The organism is Pseudomonas anuradhapurensis, from assembly GCF_014269225.2.
In the GTDB taxonomy this organism is placed as follows: Bacteria; Pseudomonadota; Gammaproteobacteria; order Pseudomonadales; family Pseudomonadaceae; genus Aquipseudomonas; species Aquipseudomonas anuradhapurensis.
This window is the reverse complement of record NZ_CP077097.1, coordinates 1,019,618-1,040,317: the sequence shown is the minus strand read 5'-3', so window position 1 is coordinate 1,040,317 and position 20,700 is coordinate 1,019,618. Positions and strand designations below refer to the sequence as shown.

Sequence of the window (20,700 nt, the reverse complement as noted above, 5' to 3'; positions counted from 1 at the left end):
GCCCCAGCCATGAAACCATCGCTCGTCCTAAAAATGGGCCAGCAACTGACGATGACGCCGCAGTTGCAACAGGCCATCCGCCTGCTCCAGCTTTCCACCCTGGACCTCCAACAGGAAATCCAGGAAGCGCTGGAGTCGAACCCGATGCTCGAACGTCAGGAAGACGGCGACGACTTCGACAATAGCGACCCGATGGCGGACAACGCCGAGAACAAACCGGCCGCCGAAGTCCAGGACAACAGCTTCCAGGAAAGCACCACCAGTGCCGACAACCTTGAGGACGGTGAGTGGAGCGAGCGCATTCCCAACGAGCTGCCGGTGGACACCGCCTGGGAAGACATCTACCAGACCAGCGCCAGCAGCCTGCCCAGCAACGACGATGACGAATGGGACTTCACCACGCGGACATCGGCCGGCGAAAGCCTGCAAAGCCACCTGCTGTGGCAGTTGAACCTGGCACCGATGTCAGATACCGACCGGCTGATTGCGGTCACCTTGATCGACAGCATCAACGGCCAGGGTTACCTGGAAGACACCCTCGAGGAGATCTGTGCCGGTTTCGACCCCGAGCTGGATATCGAGCTGGACGAGGTCGAAGCGGTGCTGCACCGCATCCAGCAGTTCGAACCGGCCGGCGTCGGTGCCCGCAACCTGGGCGAATGCCTGCTGCTGCAACTGCGCCAACTGCCAGCCAATACCCCGTGGATGACCGAAGCCAAGCGCCTGGTCACCGATTTCATCGACCTGCTCGGCAGCCGCGACTACAGCCAGCTGATGCGGCGCATGAAAATCAAGGAAGACGAGCTGCGCCAGGTCATCGAGCTGGTGCAGAGCCTGAACCCGCGCCCCGGTTCGCAGATCGAGTCCAGCGAACCTGAATACGTGGTGCCCGACGTCATCGTGCGCAAGGACAATGACCGCTGGCTGGTGGAGCTGAACCAGGAAGCCATCCCGCGCCTGCGCGTCAACCCGCAGTACGCCGGCTTCGTGCGCCGGGCCGATACCAGTGCCGACAACACCTTCATGCGCAACCAGCTGCAGGAAGCGCGCTGGTTCATCAAGAGCCTGCAAAGCCGCAACGAGACGCTGATGAAGGTGGCCACGCAGATCGTCGAGCATCAGCGCGGCTTCCTCGACCACGGCGACGAAGCGATGAAACCCCTGGTGCTGCATGACATCGCCGAGGCGGTCGGCATGCACGAATCGACCATTTCGCGGGTTACCACGCAGAAATACATGCACACGCCACGTGGCATCTACGAACTGAAATACTTTTTCTCCAGCCACGTCAGCACCTCCGAAGGCGGAGAATGCTCGTCCACGGCGATCCGCGCGATCATCAAGAAACTGGTTGCGGCGGAAAATCAGAAAAAGCCATTGAGTGACAGCAAGATCGCTGGTTTACTGGAGGCACAAGGCATCCAGGTAGCCCGTCGCACCGTCGCCAAGTATCGCGAGTCTCTCGGCATCGCACCGTCGAGCGAACGCAAGCGACTGATGTAGCCCCTGAGATGCGCCACAGCGTTTGTGGGGCAGGTGCAAGACCTGCCTCTTTATGCACGGGCAACAAAGGAGAAGCTGTATGCAAGTCAATATCAGTGGACAGCATGTAGAAGTCACCCAGCCACTGCGCGATTACGTGCTTGAAAAACTCGCTCGGGTGGAAAGTCACTTCGACAAGATCACCAACGTGCAGGTCATCATGAAGGTCGAGAAGCTGCAACAGAAGGTCGAGGCGACCCTGCAGATTCCCGGCGGCGAAGTGGTTGCCAACGCCGAACACGAAGACATGTATGCAGCGATCGATGCCTTGGCCGACAAGCTCGACCGCCAACTGAAAAAACACAAGGAAAAACAGCAAAGCCTGCTGCAAGGTGCAGCTGCCCGCTGATCCCCCTCATCCATGATCCGACTTGAAACCATCCTGACCCCCGGCCGTTCCCTGGTGAACGTGCCGGGCGGCAGCAAGAAGCGCGCCCTGGAAAAGGTCGCCACCGTCATCGCCGAACAAGTACCAGAACTGGAGATGCAGGACGTCTTCGAAAAACTGGTCGCCCGGGAGAAACTCGGCTCGACCGGTTTCGGTAATGGCATTGCCATCCCGCACTGTCGGCTCCCAGGATGCTCCGCTCCGGTCAGCGCCCTGCTGCACCTGGAAGCCCCCATCGACTACGATGCGATCGATGGCGCTCCGGTGGACCTGCTGTTCGTCCTGCTGGTGCCAGAAGCCGCGACCGATGCTCACCTGGAACTACTGCGGCAGATCGCCAGCATGCTTGACCGCAAGGAAGTGCGTGACCGCCTGCGTGCGGCCACCAGCAGCGAGGCCCTGTTCCAGGTTGTCCTGGACGTACAGAACGAGCACTGAACATGCGCCTGATCATCGTCAGCGGCCGGTCCGGCTCCGGCAAGAGCACCGCCCTCGATGTCCTGGAAGACAACGGTTTCTACTGCATTGACAACCTGCCCGCCGGGCTGCTGCCGCAACTGGCGGAAAACGCGCTGATCAACACCGAGCTGCTGCAACCCAAGGTTGCCGTGTCGATCGACGCACGCAACCTGCCCAGCCACCTGAGCCGTTTCCCTCAATTGCTCGAAGAAGCCCGTGCCCGGCATATCCAGTGCGACGTACTGTTCCTGGATGCCGACGAAGACACGCTGCTCAAGCGCTTTTCGGAAACCCGCCGGCGCCACCCGCTGACCAATGCCGACCGTTCGCTGGCCGAGGCAATCCGCGTTGAGAGCGAGCTGCTGGGGCCGATTTCCGACTTGGCCGACCTGAAGATCGACACCACTAGCCTGAACCTGTACCAGCTGCGCGACTCCATCAAGCTGCGCCTGCTCAACCAGCCCGAGCCTGGTACTGCGTTCCTGGTCGAGTCGTTCGGTTTCAAGCGCGGCATGCCGGTCGATGCCGACCTGGTGTTCGACGTACGCTGCCTGCCCAACCCCTACTGGAAGCCCGAGTTGCGTGAACACTCCGGCCTCGAGCAACCGGTGATCGACTACCTGGCCGCACAGCCGGACGTCGAAGAAATGTTCAACGACATCTCCAGCTACCTGCTGAAGTGGCTGCCCCGCTTCGCCGCCAGCAACCGTGCCTACGTCACCATCGCCATCGGCTGCACCGGTGGTCATCACCGTTCGGTATACATCACCGAGCGCCTCGGCCAGTTGCTGCAGCAATCCCTGAAAAACGTCCAGGTCCGTCACCGCGACCTCTAGCCCAAGGATCCGCCCCACGATGCCCGCCCGTGAAATCACCATCATCAACAAGCTGGGGCTGCACGCCCGGGCGGCAGCCAAGTTCGTTGGCGTGGCCGGCCGCTTCCCCTGCCAGGTCAGGGTGGGCCGCGCGCCAGACAAGCTGGTGGATGGCAAAAGCATCATGGCGGTGATGATGCTGGCGGCTGGCAAAGGCACCCAGGTGCACCTGCATACCGAAGGGGACCAGGACAACGAAGCCATGGAGGCGCTGGTCGAACTGATCAACAACTATTTCGACGAAGGCGAATAAGCCCACGTCGGATAACCTCGAAGTACGGTATACCCGCCCAGGGAGCCGCTCGACGCCGGCCACCAGGGCGATGACGCAGGATCAGAGGCCGCCAGCGGTGAGTTTCTCCGGATCCAGCAGCGCTTCCAGTCGCTCACGCGACAGGTCGGTGTGCTCCAGGGCCACGTCGATGATCGGTCGGCCCTGCTTGTAGGCGGTCTTGGCAATTTCAGCAGCCTTCAGGTAACCGATGATCGGGTTCAGCGCCGTGACCAAGATCGGGTTGCGCGCCAAGGCTTCCTTGAGTTTGCTTTCGTTGACCTTGAAGCTGGCGATGGCCTTGTCAGCCAGCAGGCGGCTGGCGTTGGCCATCAGCTCGATGCCTTCCAGCAGGTTGCGGGCGATCACCGGCAGCATCACGTTCAGCTCGAAGTTACCGGACTGGCCAGCAATGGCGATGGTGGCGTCATTGCCGATCACCTGGGCGGCGACCATGGCGGTGGCTTCCGGAATGACCGGGTTGACCTTGCCCGGCATGATCGAAGAGCCCGGTTGCAGGCCTTGCAGCTCGATCTCACCCAGGCCGGCCAATGGCCCGGAGTTCATCCAGCGCAGGTCGTTGGCGATTTTCATCAGCGCCACCGCGGTGGTCTTGAGCTGACCGGACAGGGCCACGGCGGTGTCCTGCGAGCCGATCAAGGCGAACAGATTCTGCCCGGGGGTGAACTCGACCCGGGTCAGGCTGCTGAGTTGGCGGGCGAAGCCGACAGCGAATTGCGGGTGGGCGTTGATGCCGGTACCCACCGCAGTGCCGCCCTGGGCCAGCGCCTGCAGGCTCGGCAGGGTAGCTTCGATATGCGCCTTGGCGCCGTTGAGTTGCGCGGCCCAGCCATCCAGCACCTGGCTCATGCGCACCGGCATGGCATCCATCAGGTGGGTACGGCCGGTCTTGACGTACTGATGCACTTGCTGCGACTTGGCCTGGATGACCTCCACCAGATGCGCCAGGGCCGGCAGCAGTTGCTCATGCAGGGCCAACGCCGCGCTGACATGAATGGTGGTAGGGATGATGTCGTTGCTGCTCTGGCCGCAGTTGACGTGGTCGTTGGCGCTGACAGCATCACCCAGGACACGGCTGGCCAAGGTGGCAATCACCTCGTTGGCGTTCATGTTCGAGCTGGTACCAGAGCCGGTCTGGAACACATCCACCGGGAAATGCTGGATGAACTCCCCCGCCAACAGTTGTTCGACTGCCGTGACGATCGCCTGGCCCTGCGCTGCAGACAGCTGTTGCAGCTCGACGTTGGTCTTGGCCGCCGCGGCCTTGGCCAACAACAGCGCCCGAATGAACTGGGCCGGCATGCGCTGGCCGCTGATCGGGAAATTGTCGACCGCGCGCTGGGTCTGGGCACCGTACAGGGCCTGGGCCGGCACCTGCAGTTCGCCCATGCTGTCGCGCTCGATACGGGTATCACTCATGTTCACAATCCTTGCATCAGTTCATCGGGGGAATACGACGGCAGCAGGCGGCAATTGGCCAACTGCAGGGCATAGGGTTGCCAGCGCTGGTTGTGCGCCTGGCGATCGAGGTTGCGCAGGTCCAGCAGCGGGCGCCAGGCTTGGTCCAGGCACTGGCAGCGCCAGTGCCAGGGCAACATGCGATCGCAGGCGGTATCCAGCAGCAGGCGGAACGAGGTCAGGGCCACGGTCCATGGCGAGGTTTCGGTGCAGCACACCAGGTAGCGGCCTTCGGCCAGGTAATGCTCGATCAGCCGCGGCTCGTCGGGGTCGAGCGCGCAGCGTATGCGTCGACTGAGCCAGCGCCAGTTGTCCAGGTAGGGCAGTTCGCGGAGAGCGGGTTTCATGAACATCATCGCCGGGTTGCCAGATAATGACATTCATTATTAATTGAGAATCTATATCACTTCAAGGGGCAGGGGCGGAAACAAAAATCCCGGCGTGAGCGCCGGGATTGGATTGTCTTCCGTCTGGACTGGGCCTGTGCACAGGTTCACCCGCGAAGAGGCCGCCACCCGCAGCGAATCAGCTACCCGCCACAGTCATCCGCTCGATCAGCACCGAACCGGTGTGGATATTGCTGCGGGTTTCCAGATCGCTGCCAATCGCTACAATCTGCTGGAACATGTCCTTCATGTTGCCGGCGATAGTCACTTCCTGCACCGCATGCTGGATCTCGCCATTCTCGACCCAGAAGCCCGCCGCACCACGCGAATAATCGCCCGTTACCATGTTCAGGCCGTGCCCCATCAATTCGGTCACCAGCAGCCCGCGGCCCATGCGCCGGATCAGCGCCGCCTGGTCTTCGATGCCATGGCTGACGAACAGGTTGTGCACGCCGCCGGCATTGGCCGTGCTCGGCAGCCCCAACTTGCGCCCGGAATAGGTACCCAGCAGGTAGGAGACCAGCTCGCCCTTGTCGACGAACGGCTTGGCATAGGTCGCCAGGCCGTCGCCATCGAACGCGGCGCTGCCCAGCGCACGCGGAATGTGCGGGCGTTCGTCGAGGGTCAGCCAGGTGGGGAACAGGCGCTGGCCGATGGTCCCCTCGAGGAACGACGACTTACGGTACAGGTTGCCGCCGGAAATGGCCGACAGGAAGCTGCCGAACAGGCCACCCGCCAGCTCGGCGGAAAACAGCACCGGCACTTCACAGGTCGGTACTGGCCGTGCGCCCAGGCGGCTGGCGGCACGCTGGGCAGCGCGCACACCGATGCTACGCGGGTCGGCCAGCAGCTGGCCCTGACGGTTCACGTCGTACCAGTAGTCGCGCTGCATCTGCCCGTCGCCTTCGGCGATCATCACACAGCTCAGGCTGTGCCGGGTCGAGGCGTAGCCACCGATGAAGCCATGGCTGTTGCCATACACGCGGCACCCCTGATGGGTATTGAGGGTAGTGCCGTCAGCGTTGAGGATGCGTGGGTCGGCATCAAATGCCGCCGCCTCGCAGGCCAGCGCCATCTCGATGGCCTTCTCGGGCTCCAGAGCCCAGTCATGATACAGGTCAAGGTCCGGGATCTCGCGGGCCATCAGGGCCGCATCGGCCAGGCCGGCACAGGCATCCTCGGACGTATGTCTGGCAATCGCCAGGGCAGCGGCAACGGTTTCGCGAATCGCCTCCGGGCCACTGGCCGAGGTGCTGGCCGAGCCTTTGCGCTGGCCGACATAGAGGGTGATGCCAAAGCCCTGGTCGCGATTGAACTCGACCGTTTCGACCTCGCGCTGGCGTACCGTGGTGGACAGGCCCTGCTCCAGCGACACCGCCACTTCGCAGGCACTGGCCCCCTGGCGGCGCGCCTCGGCGATGATCGCCTCGACCTGCTCCTGCAATGCTGGCAGGTCCTTCGGACCTACGCTCTGGACTGCACTCATGGTTCTCTCCACTCAAATTCTGCGTTCGGCAAGGATCATTCTACGACCGGGCCGGACAAGCGGCCCCCGACTGGTTATCATGGCGGCGATTTCTAGCGGACTGCCACCATGGTTGATTCAAACGACGACGCCTTCGACGGCGAAAAAAGCAAAACCCAGATCAAGCGTGAATTGCATGCGCTGGTCGAACTCGGCGAGCGCCTTACCACGCTCAAGGCCGATACCCTGGCCCGCCTGCCGTTGACCGACGAGTTGCGCAAGGCCCTGGCCGAGGCCAGCAAGCACACTGCTCACGGCGCGCGCAAACGGCACATGTCGTTCGTCGGCAAGCTGATGCGTGTGCAGGACCTGGATGCCATCCACGCCTTGCTCGAACAGATGGACAGCTCCACGCGCCAGTACAACGAGCGTTTCCACAGCCTGGAGCGCTGGCGCGACCGGCTGATCGACGGTAACGACGAAGACCTCGAACGCTTCGTCAACGAGTACCCCGATACCGACCGCCAGCAGTTGCGCTCGCTGGTGCGCCATGCCCAGCATGAAAAAGCGCGGAACAAGCCACCTGCCGCTGCGCGCAAGGTGTTCAAGTACATCCGCGACCTCGACGAATTGCAGCGCGGCTTGCGCTGACAGCCCGGGCTCCTGTGGGAGCGGGCAAGCCGGCGAACACCGGCGAAGCCGGTGCCATGCGCCGCGTCGCCTGCTTCGCGGGCACGCCCGCTCCCACAACGGTCCCCGAAGCCATCACGCCCCGGTACCGCCAACCGTGATCGCATCCAGCTTCAAGGTCGGCTGACCGACCCCGACCGGCACCGACTGCCCGTCCTTGCCGCAGGTCCCTACCCCGCTGTCCAACGCCAGGTCGTTACCAACCATCGACACCCGGCTCATCGCCTCCGGGCCATTGCCGATCAGGGTCGCCCCTTTTACTGGCGCGGTGATCTTGCCGTCTTCGATCAGGTAGGCCTCACTGGTCGAGAACACGAACTTGCCGCTGGTGATATCCACCTGACCACCGCCCAGGTTGGCGCAGTAGATGCCTTTTTTCACCGAGGCGATGATTTCCTGTGGGTCGCTTTCGCCAGCCCGCATATAGGTATTGGTCATGCGTGGCATCGGCAGGTGGGCGTAGGATTCGCGGCGGCCGTTGCCGGTCACCGCCATGCCCATCAGGCGGGCGTTCAGCTTGTCCTGCATGTAGCCTTTGAGCACGCCATTTTCGATCAGCGTGGTGCACTCGGTCGGTGTGCCTTCATCATCCACGCTCAGCGAACCACGGCGGCCTTCCAGAGTGCCGTCGTCGACGATGGTGCACAGGCTCGACGCCACTTTTTCGCCGATACGGCCACTGAACGCCGAACTGCCCTTGCGGTTGAAGTCGCCTTCCAGGCCATGGCCGACAGCCTCGTGCAGCAGCACGCCCGACCAGCCCGACCCGAGCACCACCGGCAGGGTACCGGCCGGCGCCGGGATAGCCTCGAGGTTGACCAGGGCCTGGCGCAGCGCCTCGCTGGCATAGCCCATTACCCGTTCTTCGGTGAAGAAACGGTAGTCGGTACGCCCGCCCCCGCCCTGCCCGCCGCGCTCGCGACGGCCGTTCTGCTCGACGATGACGCTGACGTTGAAACGCACCAGCGGGCGCACATCAGCGGCCAGGCTGCCATCGGCGGCGGCGATGAGGATGCGCTCCCAGACCCCGGCCATGCTCACGCTGACCTGCTGAATGCGCGGATCGAGGGCGCGGGTGGCGGCGTCGACACGCTTGAGCAGCTCGACCTTCTCGGCGCGGCTCAGCACATCCAGCGGGTTGTCCGCCGGGTACAGGGCGGCCACATCCTGGCTATGGAACACCTGCACCTTACCGTTCTGCCCGGCGCGCGAAATCGAACGGGCGGCACGGGCCGCCGAGGTCAGTGCCTCGAGGTTGATCGCGTTGCTGTAGGCAAAGCCGGTCTTTTCGCCGGACTGGGCACGCACGCCCACGCCCTGGTCCAGGTTGAAGCTGCCTTCTTTGACGATGCCGTCTTCCAGCGCCCAGGTTTCCGAGATCTGACCCTGGAAATACAGGTCGGCGGCATCGATGCCGGGGCCGGCCAACTCACCCAGCACGCTCTGCAGGCTGTCCACGGTCAAGCCGCCTGGGGCCAGGAGATGTTCGCTGACGGTGGATAACATCTGGCTCATAGTCACTCCGAGGTGTGCGCAGGCCGCAATGCGTCCTGCGAGAAGAAGCGCCGGTGCGACAGCACCGGCATGCGCGCCCGGATGGACGCTTGTTCATCGATGTCGCGCTCGGCCAGCAGTACTGCTTCGCCTTGCGCCTGTTCCGCGACGATGCGCCCCCAGGGGTCGACGATCGCCGCATGGCCATGGGTTTCCCGTGGCCCCGGGTGGGTCCCGCCCTGCGCTGCTGCCAGCAGGTAGCACTGGGTTTCGATGGCACGGGCGCGCACCAGCACTTCCCAATGCGCCGCCCCGGTTACCGCGGTGAAGGCGGCCGGCGCCGTGATCAGCTCGGCACCTGCGGCACGCAGTGCACTGTAAAGCTCGGGAAAGCGCAGGTCGTAGCATACGCTCAGCCCCACTCGCCCTACCGGCGTATCGGCTACCACCACCTGGCCGCCATGGGCGTAGTCGTCAGACTCCCGGTAACGGCCACGGTTGTCGGCAACGTCCACATCGAACAGGTGCAGCTTGTCATAGCGTGCCGCCACCTCACCGTGTTCGTCGATCAGCAGCGAGCAGGCATGGGCCTTCGCCTCAGGCTGCCCGACCGGCGGCAATGGCAGGGTACCGGCGACGATCCATAACCTGAGGTCGCGGGCGGTGCGTTTCAACCATGGCAGGATGGGCCCTTCGCCCAATGCTTCGGCGCGGCCGAGGGCAGCGGCATCCTTGCGCCCCATGGCGGCGAAGTTTTCTGGCAGCACGGCCAGACGCGCGCCGCCGAATGCTGCCTGCTCCAGCAGGGCACCGGCGCGTTGCAGGTTGGCCAGCACATCGTCCTGGCTGACCATCTGGATGACCGCTGCCTTCATGGTTACTCCTGGCGGGATTTCTCGAAAGGTTTCACAAATGTGATTCTAGGCTCTTTCCATGGCCCTTCGACACGGTAGTGGACACTGGCAAAACGCGACACCCGGTCACCAATCAGCCGGTCGACCAGGAATAGCGCCCCGCCTACCGCTGGCGCGCCGACAATCAGCGCCGCCAGGGGCAGGTTGTTGGTCACTGGCAGGCTCACTTGCAGGTTGGCATCGACCCGGTCGTTCACCATGTCCAGCGTGCCATCCAGCTCGAAATTGCTCGACGGCCCGGTCACCGCGATCGGCTCGCGGGTCACGTAGACGCCATCGCTGGCCACCAGCAGGCCTTTGACCCGGTCGTAGGCCAGGCCCTTGTCGAACAGGTCGGAGAAGTCCAGGCGCAGGCGTCGGCCGATCGAGTTGAAATTGAGCAGGCCGAATACCCGCAGCGCCTGGGCGCTGCCTTCGACCTCGACGAACTGGCCGGTGCGCAGCGCCGCGTCCATGCTGCCGGAGAAGCGTTTGAGGCCGACGGCTGCCGGCGAACCCGGCCAGCGGCCATCCACATCCAGGCGGAATTCGCGGCTGGTCACGGTAGGGGCAAAGCCCCAGGCCTTGAGCACGTCTGCCAGGTTCTTGCCGTCCAGACGCCCCTTGTACCAGCTGCCGGTGCTGCCCGGTTCGCCTTCCCAGCCGCCACCACCGTTGATATGCAGGCCTTTGAAGGCCAGGTCGATATCACTGGCGTTTACACCACGCGCGGTCGGCCGCAACTTGAGCGATGCGCTGCCGAACAGGTCGTTACCGCGATACAGCTTGTCGATGCTCAGGTCCAGTGCCGGGACCTTGCGTGGGTCGAAGGCAGCCAGCGGGTCCACGCCGTCTTCTGCCTGCTGCTCGGCAGCGCTGGCAGCCGGCAGGCGCAAGGTCTGCAGCCGCACCAGCAGCGGCGCACCCTTGGCATCCGCAAGCCGGGCGTTGCCGATGACCTCCTTGCTGTCCAGGCGCAGGTCCCAGGCTGGGCCGCCGCGGGCCAGGCGCACCACGGCCTGGTTCAGGTCCATGCCGAACGCCTTCAACTGGCCGATGCTCAAGTCGACGCCCTGCAGATTCTGCCGCGCGCTGCCGCCCGGGTCGTCGCCGCCCAGACGTGCAGCCTGATCTTGCCAGGGCGCCAGGTCCAGCGTGTCCAGGCGACCGCGCACACGCAGGCCTTGGCCGCCAGGCAGCTGCGCATCGCCGCCGCCCAGCACGAGCTCGCCACGCCCCTGGGCCAACTTGTCGGCCGGCGCCGCATAGGCAAAGCGGGCAAGGTCGGCGTATGCCGCATCGAAGCGCCGCTCCGGACCTTGCAGCGTCATGCTGAACCGACCGTCACGGGTTTCCGCCGCTGCCTTGCCGAACGGTGCCGGCAGGTCGATGGCGAGGCCCTTGAGGCTGGAGTTGACGCTCAGACGGTTGTCGCGGCCCCCCAGGCTAAGCTGCAAGCGGTACGGCAGCTCGCCGGAGGCTGGCAAAGCCTGCTTGAACTGCAGCCAGTCGGTCAGCGCCTTGAGCGACACCCGGCCATTGGCATTGATGCGCGACTGTATCTGCCCTGGCTGGCCTTCGGCGGTGATCTGCGCCGTCACCGGTTTGCCGAAAGCCTGCAGGCTGATGCCCTTGCCACTGAGGCCCTTGTCGAAATCGAAGCTGAAGTCGCCCTTCAGGTTGCTCAGCTCCAGGCTTGGTGGCGCCACTTTCAGCTGTGCATCGTGGGTGGCGAAGTCCACCTGCACTTTCGGCCGCTGCCCATGCGCCAGCGGGATGTCGAGCCTGACCTTGCCCTGGAGTGGCCCCTCGCCCTCCCAGCCGGCGAACATTTCGCCCGTGCCGATAGGCGCTTCCTTGAGAATCTTCAGGCCATCGCCGAGGCTGCCGTCGAAGGCACCATCGAGGTACAGGTGGCTGGGCTGGCCCGCCTCGGCATGCGGGATATCGACGCTCACATCACTGACTTTGGTATCGAGCAGTACGCCACGCTGGGCCTTGATCCGTACCCCGCTGTCCTCGATCAGCACATCGCCATCCACGTGCTGCACCTGCGGCCAGCCGGGCTGGAAGTCCAGCGCCGCATCACGCACCTTGAAGAACAGGCTGATGCTGCGCGCTTCCGGCGCCGCGCCATGGTTCAGCGAGCCCTGGTACTGGAAGTAGCCTTCGTCCACCGTGCCTTTGACGATTGCACTGCGCAACCATTCATCGAGGGCCGGGCTGAGCACCTCGGGCAGGTACTTGGCGGTATAGCGGCCATCGCCTTCGGTCAGGCCGACCCGCAGGTCCATGTAGTCCTCACGCCCTTCTTCGAACAGCAGGCGGATCAGGAAGTCGCCGGCGATCTTGCCTTCCTCGCCCAGTACCTTGAGGTACGGCGCGACCAGGGTGAAACCTTGCTGGTCCAAAGTCCAGGTCAGGCGTGCATTGGCCTTCTGGTAGTGCCAGGGTTTGGCGAAGATCGGGTACAGATGCAGCATGAACGCGTCGGTGTCCAGGCGCAGCTCGCCATGTCCGAGGTCACCGCTGATGCTGCCGCTGACGTTACCGGCAGCCGGCGCATTGTGATAGGCGTCGAAGCCGACCTTCTCCAGGTTGGCTGCGAACTGCAGGCGCTGGTCGCCCTCGGCCTTGGGCCTGGCTTCCAACCGCACGTTGCGCAATGCGCCAGTCACCTTGAGGCCATCGACCACCGCCATGACCTTGTCCGGCAACGGCGCCAGGGCGTCGATCAAGGGGGTCAGCGGCGTCAGGTCGAGGCGGTCGGCCTGCAACTGCCAGCGCTCATCGGCAGCGCTCTCGCCAGGACGCTGCTGCAACTGCAGGTGCGACTCCCAACGGGTCTTGCCGATATCCATGGCCAGCGAATCGAGCACCACGTCGAAGCCTTGCTCGCGCCGCTGGAACCAGGCCCCCAGGGCAAGGTTGTGCAGTTTGGCCGCCTTGCGCCCGGCATAGGCGCCATGCAGCTCGGGGGCATTGAGGCGCACCACGGCCTGCTGCAACTGCCCTTGCTGCCAGTCGACCCAGAACTCGCCCCCCGCCCGCAAGCTGTCGGCATGCCACTGGCCGAGCAGGCGTGGCGGCAGCCAACGTGCCCAGTCGCTCTGCGGCAAGCTGAGGTAGGCTTCGACCTGGCCGTCGCGCCAGGCACTGGCCGAGGCGCGGCTGCGCAGGTTCAGCGCCAGGGGCTGGCCATCAGGCAAGGTCGCACGCAGCTCCAGGGACTGCCGCGAAGCACCGGCCTGCAAGCCGGCACTGACATAGGTGAGGGTCAATGGGTCGCGCTGCCAGGGGTGCAAGGTGACCTGGCTGTCGAACACATCGATGCGGCCCAGCTGGCGCAGGCGCTGCAGCAGTTCGGCGGGGTCGAGCGGCGCATCGTCCTTCTTCGGCAGGCCTTCGAGGGCCCAGTTGCCTTGCTCGTTCTCGCGCAGGATCAGTTGCAGGCCGCCCAGCTGTATGCGGGCCAGGCGTACTTCGCCTGTCGTCAGGCTGGCCCAGATGTCAGGCACCACCTTGACGTCATCCAGGCGCAGGGCCGTGGCGCCCTCGCCCAGTTGCAGGTCGCGTACCTGCAACACCGGCGCCAGGCCGCTCCAGCGGCCCTCGAGGGCACCGACGTGCACGGGCAAGCCCAGGGCTTTTTCGGCCTTGCTTTGCACATCGGCACGGTACTCGGCCACCAACGGCACCAGCTCGCGGCCGAGGCTGACATACAGCGCCACCAGGACTGCCAGCAGGGCGCAAATGCCCAGCCCCCAGCGGGTCAAGGCGACAAGAACGCGGTTCAGACGTCCCATGGCCATGGCCCTCCAGGTCGTTTATCCATGATCGGCGGTAGCACCGGTTCTGCCAGCCCGGCCCACCCGCAATGCATTTCAGAAGGTGTCAGAGCAGCACCACATCGTATTGTTCCTGCGAATACATCGACTCGACCTGGAAGCGAATGGTTCGGCCGATGAAAGCCTCCAGCTCGGCCACGTTACCGGATTCTTCGTCCAGCAACCGGTCGACCACCTTCTGGTTGGCCAGCACCCGGTAGCCTTCGGCCTGGTAGGCACGGGCCTCGCGCAGGATCTCGCGGAAAATCTCGTAGCAGATGGTTTCGGCGGTCTTCAGCTTGCCGCGCCCCTGGCAAGCCAGGCAGGGCTCGCACAGCACCTGCTCCAGGCTCTCGCGGGTGCGCTTGCGGGTCATCTGCACCAGGCCCAGCTCGGTGATACCGATGATGTTGGTCTTGGCATGGTCGCGTTCGAGTTGCTTTTCCAGGGTGCGCAGCACCTGGCGCTGGTGCTCCTCGTCTTCCATGTCGATGAAGTCGATGATGATGATGCCGCCGATGTTGCGCAGGCGCAGCTGCCGGGCGATGGCGGTGGCAGCCTCGAGGTTGGTCTTGAAGATGGTCTCTTCAAGGTTGCGATGGCCAACGAAGGCGCCGGTGTTGACGTCGATGGTGGTCATCGCTTCGGCCGGATCGACCACCAGGTAGCCACCGGACTTGAGTGGCACCTTGCGCTCCAGGGCGCGCTGGATTTCATCCTCGACACCGTACAGGTCGAAGATCGGCCGTTCGCCCGGGTAGTGTTCGAGGCGATCAGCGATTTCCGGCATCAGCTCGCCGACGAACTGCGTGGTCTTCTGGAACGTTTCGCGCGAGTCGATGCGGATCTTCTCGATCTTCGGGTTGACCAGGTCGCGCAAGGTCCGCAGGGCCAGGCCCAGGTCCTCGTAGATGACCATTGGCGCGCCACAGGTCTTGATCTGCGTGCCAATCTGCTCCCACAGGCGCCGCAGGTAGCGGATGTCCTGCAGGATCTCTTCAGCGCGCGCACCTTCGGCAGCGGTGCGCAGGATGAAGCCGCCGGCATCCTTGATGTTTTCGCTTTCCATGCAGTCGCTGACCACCTGCTTGAGGCGCTCACGCTCGGCTTCGTCTTCGATCTTCAGCGAAATACCGACATGGCTGCTGCGCGGCATGTATACCAGGTAGCGCGACGGGATCGACAGCTGGGTGGTCAGGCGCGCGCCCTTGGTACCGATCGGGTCCTTGGTAACCTGCACCACCAGCGCCTGGCCTTCGTGCACCAGGGCGGTGATGTTCTCCACCGCCGAGCCTTCGCGCTGGGAGATTTCCGAGGCGTGGATGAACGCCGCGCGCTCCAGGCCAATGTCGACGAACGCCGCCTGCATGCCTGGCAACACGCGCACCACCTTGCCCTTGTAGATATTGCCGACGATGCCCCGGCGCTGGGTACGCTCGACGTGTACTTCCTGCAGTACCCCGTTTTCCACCACCGCCACGCGTGACTCCATCGGGGTGATGTTGATCAGGATCTCTTCACTCATGGCAGGCTCTCGTCAAAGGTATCTGGTAATGATGGACGGCGTATGCAGTGCTGGCTACCGCTGGTTTGTTACCTCTGGCGTATGCGCGGGGGATTGCCAGCAGGCGATGCCGAATAGGCCAAGCAGTTGGGCCGTTTCACTGAGCGGCAGGCCGACCACCGCCGAGTAGCTGCCGGAAAGGCCGGTGACGAATACCGCACCCAGGCCCTGGATGGCATAGCCGCCGGCCTTGTCCAAGGGTTCGCCACTGGCCCAGTAGCGTTGCGCTTCATCGGCGCTGATCGGGCGGAAACGCACCGTGCTGGTAACGCACACGCTGTGCATGCGCTGGCCATCGCCGACGGCGACTGCGGTCAGTACCTGGTGCTCGCGGCCCGACAGGCCGGCGAGCATGGCCAGGGCCTGTTCGCGATCTTCTGGCTTGCCGAGGATGCGACCATCGAGCACCACGGCGGTGTCCGCCCCGAGCACCACGGCCGGGCCTGCGATGCTGGCCAGGCCGGCGCCAGCCTTGGCCCTGGCCAGGCGCTCGACATAGGCCGGGGCGCCTTCGGCGGGTAGCGGGGTTTCATCGATCGGGGCATTGACGACGCTGAACGGCACGCCGATCTGGGTCAGCAGTTCACGACGGCGGGGCGAGCCGGAGGCCAGGAATAGCGGGGTCATGCAGACATCTCCCTGTCAGGCGTGGCGGCCGTCAGTTGATATGCAGGCGTCGGCGCAGGTCGCGCAGGGCGAAGCTGATCCACGGCCAGAGCAAGGCACTGATCACCGCCGACCAGACCAGCGCCAGGGTGGGCAGGCGATTGCCGGTCAGCGCGCTGAGCCACAGCTGGATCAACTGGGCAATACCAAAGATCACCAGGATCACCAGGCTCTGTTGCCACATCGGGAACATGCGCAGGCGCTGCTGCAAGGACAGCACCAGGAAGGTGATGAGGGTGAGGATCAGCGCGTTCTGCCCAAGCAGGGTGCCATACAGCACGTCCTCGGCCAGGCCCAGTACGAACGCCGTGGTCATGCCGACCTTGCCCGGTACGGCGAGGGTCCAGAACGACACCAGCAAGGCCAGCCACATGGGCCGGAACACTTCCATGAACTGAGGCATGGGCGAGACGCTGAGCAGCAGGCCGAGGGCGAAAGTCAGCCAGATGACCCAGCCATGGTTGCGGCGTGATACAGCCATCATTGCCTCCGGGTGTGAGCAGGTGCGGCAGGCGCTGCGGCAGGCGTGGCAGGCGCGGCCGCCGGTGCTGCAGGCTGTGCTGCCGGGGTCGCCGGGGTCGCCGGGTTGGCCGGCACGCTACCGGCGGCTGCCCCCGGCGCACCCGCGCTGGCCGGCTGGCCAGGCGCCGCAGAGCCCTTGCGGTCGGCTTCTTCCTGGGCGATGGCAGCTTCGGTGGCACGCTGCTCCGGGCTGCGCCGGTCACTGAACACCAGCAGCATGTAGCGGCTGCGGTTGAGCGCGGCAGTCGGGATGGCACGCACGATGGCGAACGGCTGGCCAGAATCGTGGATCACTTCGTTGACCGTGGCGACCGGATAGCCGGCGGGGAACCGTTGGCCCATGCCGGAACTGACCAGCAGGTCGCCTTCCTTGATGTCGGCGGTGTCGGCCACATGGCGCAGCTCCAGGCGCTCCGGGTTACCGGTGCCACTGGCGATCGCACGCAGGCCGTTGCGGTTGACCTGCACCGGGATGCTGTGGGTGGTATCGGTCAGCAACAGCACCCGCGAGGTATAGGGCATCAACTCGACCACCTGGCCCATCAGGCCGCGCGCATCGAGCACCGGCTGGCCAAGGAACACGCCATCGCGCTCGCCCTTGTTGATCAGGATGCGGTGGGTGAAGGGGTTGGGGTCGACCCCGATCAGCTCGGCCACTTCGACCTTTTCGTTGACCAGCGCCGACGAGTTGAGCAACTCGCGCAGGCGCACGTTCTGCTCGGTCAGGGCGGCCAGCTTCTGCAGGCGCCCCTGCAGCAGCAGGGCTTCGGTCTTGAGCTTTTCGTTTTCCGCGATCAGTTCGGTGCGGCTGCCGAACTGGCCGGCCACACCTTGCCAGGCACGCTGCGGCAGGTCGGTGATCCAGTACGACTCCATGAGTACCAGGCCCATCTGGCTGCGCACCGGCTTGAGCACGTCGAAGCGCGCGTCGACCACCATCAACGCGACCGACAGCACCACCAGAACGAGCAGGCGAACGCCCAGCGAAGGGCCCTTGGAGAAAAGCGGTTTAATGGGCCGTTCCTCGTGGACGACTCAGGAGGTCATTGGACATGGGACAACGCACCAGCCTGGTTGCGGGTTGATGGATACGGCGCCGCGAACAGGCGCCAGCCCAGCACATACAGGTAGCACTGTGCGTGCTACCTGTAAACCGGGCGCTCGTGAACAGCGAGCTGAATCACTCGCTGGAGAGCAGGTCCATCGCGTGCTTGTCCATCATTTCCAGGGCGCGACCGCCGCCACGGGCAACACAGGTCAGCGGGTCCTCGGCGACGATCACCGGCAGGCCGGTTTCCTGGGCCAGCAGCTTGTCCAGGTCGCGCAGCAGCGCGCCACCACCGGTCAGCACCAGGCCACGCTCGGCGATGTCCGAGGCCAGCTCGGGCGGCGATTGCTCCAGGGCACTCTTGACTGCCTGGACGATGGTCGCCAGGGATTCCTGCAGCGCTTCGAGCACTTCGTTGGAATTCAGGGTGAAGGCACGCGGGACGCCTTCGGCCAGGTTGCGGCCACGGACATCGACTTCGCGTACTTCGCCGCCCGGGTAGGCGGTACCGATTTCCTGCTTGATGCGCTCGGCGGTGGATTCGCCGATCAGGCTGCCGTAGTTGCGGCGCACGTAGGTGACGATGGCTTCGTCGAAGCGGTCGCCACCAACACGCACGGATTCGGCATAGACCACGCCATTCAGCGAGATCAGCGCGATTTCGGTGGTACCGCCACCGATATCGACAACCATCGAGCCGCGGGCTTCTTCAACCGGCAGCCCGGCACCGATGGCAGCAGCCATCGGCTCTTCGATCAGGAACACTTCACGGGCACCGGCACCCAGGGCCGACTCGCGGATGGCGCGGCGCTCTACCTGGGTCGACTTGCACGGCACGCAGATCAGCACGCGCGGGCTCGGCTGCAGGAAGCTGTTCTCGTGAACCTTGTTGATGAAATACTGCAACATTTTTTCGCAAACGCTGAAGTCGGCGATCACGCCGTCCTTCATCGGACGAATGGCAGCGATGTTGCCAGGCGTGCGGCCCAGCATGCGCTTGGCTTCGGTACCGACGGCGACGACGCTTTTCTGGTTGCCATGGGTACGGATGGCAACAACCGAGGGCTCATTCAGGACGATACCGCGCTCACGCACGTAAATAAGGGTGTTGGCAGTACCCAGGTCGATGGACAGATCGCTGGAAAACATGCCACGCAGTTTCTTGAACATGGGAAAGTGACCCTGGGGAAAGCGTGGGTAAAAAAGTGCGGCAAACTCTAACAATGGCAGGGATTTTGGGCAAGGAGCCAATATGTTAAATTGGCTGTTTTTCCGAGCAAGCCAGCAGATGATCGCGGCCGTTAGACCGTCAGAAAGCTGACATGTTCCTCACTGCGGACCCAAATTCCGTTCTTTGTTTCCCCTGGAGATCCCCATGGCGCTTGAACGCTGCGACGTGGAAAAGATTGCCCATCTGGCCCGTCTGGGGCTGAATGATGGCGAACTGCCACGAATTACCGACGCCCTCAACAGCATTCTCGGGCTGGTCGACCAGATGCAAGCGGTCGATACCACGGGCATCGAGCCCCTCGCCCACCCCCTGGAGGCCAGCCAGCGCCTGCGCCCCGACCAGGTCACCGAGAGCAACCAGCGCGACGCCTACCAGGCCATCGCGCCATCGACCGAAAGCGGTCTGTACCTGGTACCCAAAGTCATCGAGTAAGGGATAGAGCCTGCCATGCATCAATTGACCCTGGCCGAGATCGCCCGCGGACTCGCCGACAAGTCGTTTTCCTCCGAAGAGCTGACCGGCGCCCTGCTGGCGCGCATCAAGCAGCTCGACCCGCAGATCAACAGCTTCATCAGCGTCACCGAAGACCTGGCCCTGGGCCAGGCGCGGGCTGCCGACGCCCGTCGCGCCGCTGGCGAAACCGGCGCGCTGCTGGGTGCCCCGATCGCCCACAAGGACCTGTTCTGCACCAACGGCGTACGCACCAGTTGCGGCTCGAAGATGCTCGACAACTTCAAGGCGCCGTATGACGCCACCGTGGTGGCCAAGCTGGCCGAAGCCGGCATGGTCACCCTGGGCAAGACCAACATGGACGAATTCGCCATGGGTTCGGCCAACGAGTCCAGCCACTACGGCGCGGTGAAGAACCCGTGGAACCTCGAGCACGTCCCGGGCGGCTCGTCGGGCGGTTCGGCCGCAGCCGTGGCCGCGCGCCTGCTGCCCGCCACCACCGGCACCGACACCGGCGGTTCGATCCGCCAGCCGGCGGCCCTGACCAACCTCACCGGCCTCAAGCCGACCTATGGTCGCGTGTCGCGCTGGGGCATGATCGCCTATGCCTCCAGCCTCGACCAGGGTGGCCCGCTGGCGCGTACCGCCGAAGACTGTGCCCTGCTGCTGCAAGGCATGGCCGGCTTCGATGCCAAGGACTCCACCAGCATCGAGGAGCCGGTGCCGGACTACAGTGCCAGCCTCAACGCCTCGCTGCAGGGCCTGCGTATCGGCCTGCCGAAGGAATACTTCGGTGCCGGCCTCGACCCGCGCATTGCCGACCTGGTCCAGGCCAGCGTCAAGGAGCTGGAAAAGCTCGGCGCGGTGGTCAAGGAAATCAGCCTGCCGAACATGCAGCACGCCATTCCGGCCTACTACGTGATCGCCCCGGCGGAAGCCTCGTCCAACCTGTCGCGTTTCGACGGCGTGCGCTTCGGCTACCGCTGCGAAAACCCGAAAGACCTGACCGACATGTACAAGCGTTCCCGTGGCGAAGGCTTCGGCATCGAAGTGCAGCGCCGCATCATGGTCGGTACCTATGCCCTGTCGGCTGGCTACTACGACGCCTACTACGTGAAGGCGCAGCAGATCCGCCGGCTGATCAAGAACGACTTCATGGCCGCGTTCAACGACGTCGACCTGATCCTCGGCCCGACCACGCCGAACCCGGCCTGGAAACTCGGCGCCAAGGGCAGCGACCCGGTCGCCGCGTACCTGGAAGACGTCTACACCATCACCGCCAACCTGGCAGGCCTGCCGGGCCTGTCGATGCCAGCCGGCTTCGTCGACGGCCTGCCGGTCGGCGTGCAACTGCTGGCGCCGTACTTCCAGGAAGGCCGCCTGCTCAATGTCGCGCACCGCTACCAGCAAGTGACCGACTGGCACACCCGCGCCCCCAACGGCTTCTGAG

General features: G+C 64.4%; 19 protein-coding genes. 8 read left to right on the top strand and 11 right to left on the bottom strand.

Features of this window, described 5'->3' with window-relative positions; genetic code table 11:
- Positions 1–9: 9 nt before the first annotated feature.
- The 5 genes from HU763_RS04805 to HU763_RS04785 all read left to right on the top strand — a co-directional run bounded on the left by HU763_RS04805 (position 10) and on the right by HU763_RS04785 (position 3,517).
- Positions 10–1,503: an RNA polymerase factor sigma-54 gene (locus HU763_RS04805; RefSeq protein ID WP_170028406.1), complete on the top strand. Its 1,494-nt coding sequence runs from the start codon at positions 10–12 to the stop codon at positions 1,501–1,503.
- A 79-nt stretch (positions 1,504–1,582) separates the two neighbouring features.
- The gene (gene hpf / locus HU763_RS04800) at positions 1,583–1,891 is read left to right on the top strand and encodes a ribosome hibernation-promoting factor, HPF/YfiA family (protein ID WP_003255135.1); all 309 of its coding nucleotides are present in this window, start codon (positions 1,583–1,585) and stop codon (positions 1,889–1,891) included.
- A 12-nt stretch (positions 1,892–1,903) separates the two neighbouring features.
- Positions 1,904–2,368, top strand: a complete 465-nt coding sequence (gene ptsN / locus HU763_RS04795; protein WP_186686204.1) for a PTS IIA-like nitrogen regulatory protein PtsN — start codon at positions 1,904–1,906, stop codon at positions 2,366–2,368.
- Positions 2,369–2,370: 2 nt separating this feature from the next.
- On the top strand, positions 2,371–3,225 hold the full coding sequence (gene rapZ, locus HU763_RS04790) for an RNase adapter RapZ (RefSeq protein WP_170028404.1): 855 nt from the start codon (positions 2,371–2,373) through the stop codon (positions 3,223–3,225).
- Between the two features lie 19 nt (positions 3,226–3,244).
- On the top strand, positions 3,245–3,517 hold the full coding sequence (locus HU763_RS04785) for an HPr family phosphocarrier protein (RefSeq protein WP_170028403.1): 273 nt from the start codon (positions 3,245–3,247) through the stop codon (positions 3,515–3,517).
- An 81-nt stretch (positions 3,518–3,598) separates the two neighbouring features.
- On the opposite strand, the gene HU763_RS04780 is transcribed toward HU763_RS04785, so the two are convergent.
- The 3 genes from HU763_RS04780 to pmbA form a co-directional block, all read right to left on the bottom strand.
- Positions 3,599–4,975: a class II fumarate hydratase gene (locus tag HU763_RS04780; protein ID WP_186686206.1), complete on the bottom strand. Its 1,377-nt coding sequence runs from the start codon at positions 4,973–4,975 to the stop codon at positions 3,599–3,601.
- A gap of 2 nt (positions 4,976–4,977) precedes the next feature.
- Entirely contained in the window at positions 4,978–5,370 is a 393-nt protein-coding gene (locus HU763_RS04775) for a FagA protein (protein ID WP_186686422.1), read from the bottom strand.
- A gap of 169 nt (positions 5,371–5,539) precedes the next feature.
- Complete coding sequence (pmbA, locus tag HU763_RS04770; RefSeq protein ID WP_186686209.1) at positions 5,540–6,886, bottom strand: metalloprotease PmbA; 1,347 nt, start codon at positions 6,884–6,886, stop codon at positions 5,540–5,542.
- Between the two features lie 108 nt (positions 6,887–6,994).
- Between pmbA and yjgA the strand changes: the two genes are divergently transcribed.
- Positions 6,995–7,516, top strand: coding sequence for a ribosome biogenesis factor YjgA (yjgA, locus tag HU763_RS04765; protein WP_003255152.1), 522 nt, complete (start codon positions 6,995–6,997; stop codon positions 7,514–7,516).
- Between the two features lie 114 nt (positions 7,517–7,630).
- On the opposite strand, the gene tldD is transcribed toward yjgA, so the two are convergent.
- From tldD to mreB, 8 genes are all read right to left on the bottom strand, one after another.
- Complete coding sequence (gene tldD, locus HU763_RS04760; RefSeq protein WP_186686211.1) at positions 7,631–9,070, bottom strand: metalloprotease TldD; 1,440 nt, start codon at positions 9,068–9,070, stop codon at positions 7,631–7,633.
- Positions 9,071–9,072: 2 nt separating this feature from the next.
- A complete protein-coding gene (locus HU763_RS04755) occupies positions 9,073–9,924 on the bottom strand; it encodes a carbon-nitrogen hydrolase family protein (RefSeq protein WP_186686213.1) in 852 nt (283 codons plus the stop codon).
- A 2-nt stretch (positions 9,925–9,926) separates the two neighbouring features.
- On the bottom strand, positions 9,927–13,754 hold the full coding sequence (locus HU763_RS04750) for a YhdP family protein (protein ID WP_186686215.1): 3,828 nt from the start codon (positions 13,752–13,754) through the stop codon (positions 9,927–9,929).
- 82 nt (positions 13,755–13,836) lie between these two features.
- The gene (gene rng / locus HU763_RS04745) at positions 13,837–15,294 is read right to left on the bottom strand and encodes a ribonuclease G (protein ID WP_186686217.1); all 1,458 of its coding nucleotides are present in this window, start codon (positions 15,292–15,294) and stop codon (positions 13,837–13,839) included.
- A 54-nt stretch (positions 15,295–15,348) separates the two neighbouring features.
- Positions 15,349–15,960: a Maf family protein gene (locus HU763_RS04740; protein ID WP_170028396.1), complete on the bottom strand. Its 612-nt coding sequence runs from the start codon at positions 15,958–15,960 to the stop codon at positions 15,349–15,351.
- A 31-nt stretch (positions 15,961–15,991) separates the two neighbouring features.
- Positions 15,992–16,480 (bottom strand): rod shape-determining protein MreD, encoded by a 489-nt coding sequence (mreD, locus tag HU763_RS04735; protein ID WP_186686219.1) that lies wholly within the window; start codon positions 16,478–16,480, stop codon positions 15,992–15,994.
- Positions 16,480–17,505, bottom strand: a complete 1,026-nt coding sequence (mreC, locus tag HU763_RS04730; protein WP_189665766.1) for a rod shape-determining protein MreC — start codon at positions 17,503–17,505, stop codon at positions 16,480–16,482. The genes mreD and mreC overlap by 1 nt, the downstream gene beginning before the upstream one ends.
- A 196-nt stretch (positions 17,506–17,701) precedes the next feature.
- Positions 17,702–18,739 (bottom strand): rod shape-determining protein MreB, encoded by a 1,038-nt coding sequence (gene mreB / locus HU763_RS04725; RefSeq protein WP_003255163.1) that lies wholly within the window; start codon positions 18,737–18,739, stop codon positions 17,702–17,704.
- Between the two features lie 205 nt (positions 18,740–18,944).
- Here mreB and gatC point away from each other — a divergent pair, with 205 nt between their 5' ends.
- Positions 18,945–19,232, top strand: a complete 288-nt coding sequence (gene gatC, locus HU763_RS04720) for an Asp-tRNA(Asn)/Glu-tRNA(Gln) amidotransferase subunit GatC (RefSeq protein ID WP_003255165.1) — start codon at positions 18,945–18,947, stop codon at positions 19,230–19,232.
- Positions 19,233–19,247: 15 nt separating this feature from the next.
- On the top strand, positions 19,248–20,699 hold the full coding sequence (gatA, locus tag HU763_RS04715) for an Asp-tRNA(Asn)/Glu-tRNA(Gln) amidotransferase subunit GatA (RefSeq protein WP_170028394.1): 1,452 nt from the start codon (positions 19,248–19,250) through the stop codon (positions 20,697–20,699).
- The last annotated feature ends 1 nt before the right edge of the window (position 20,700 follow it).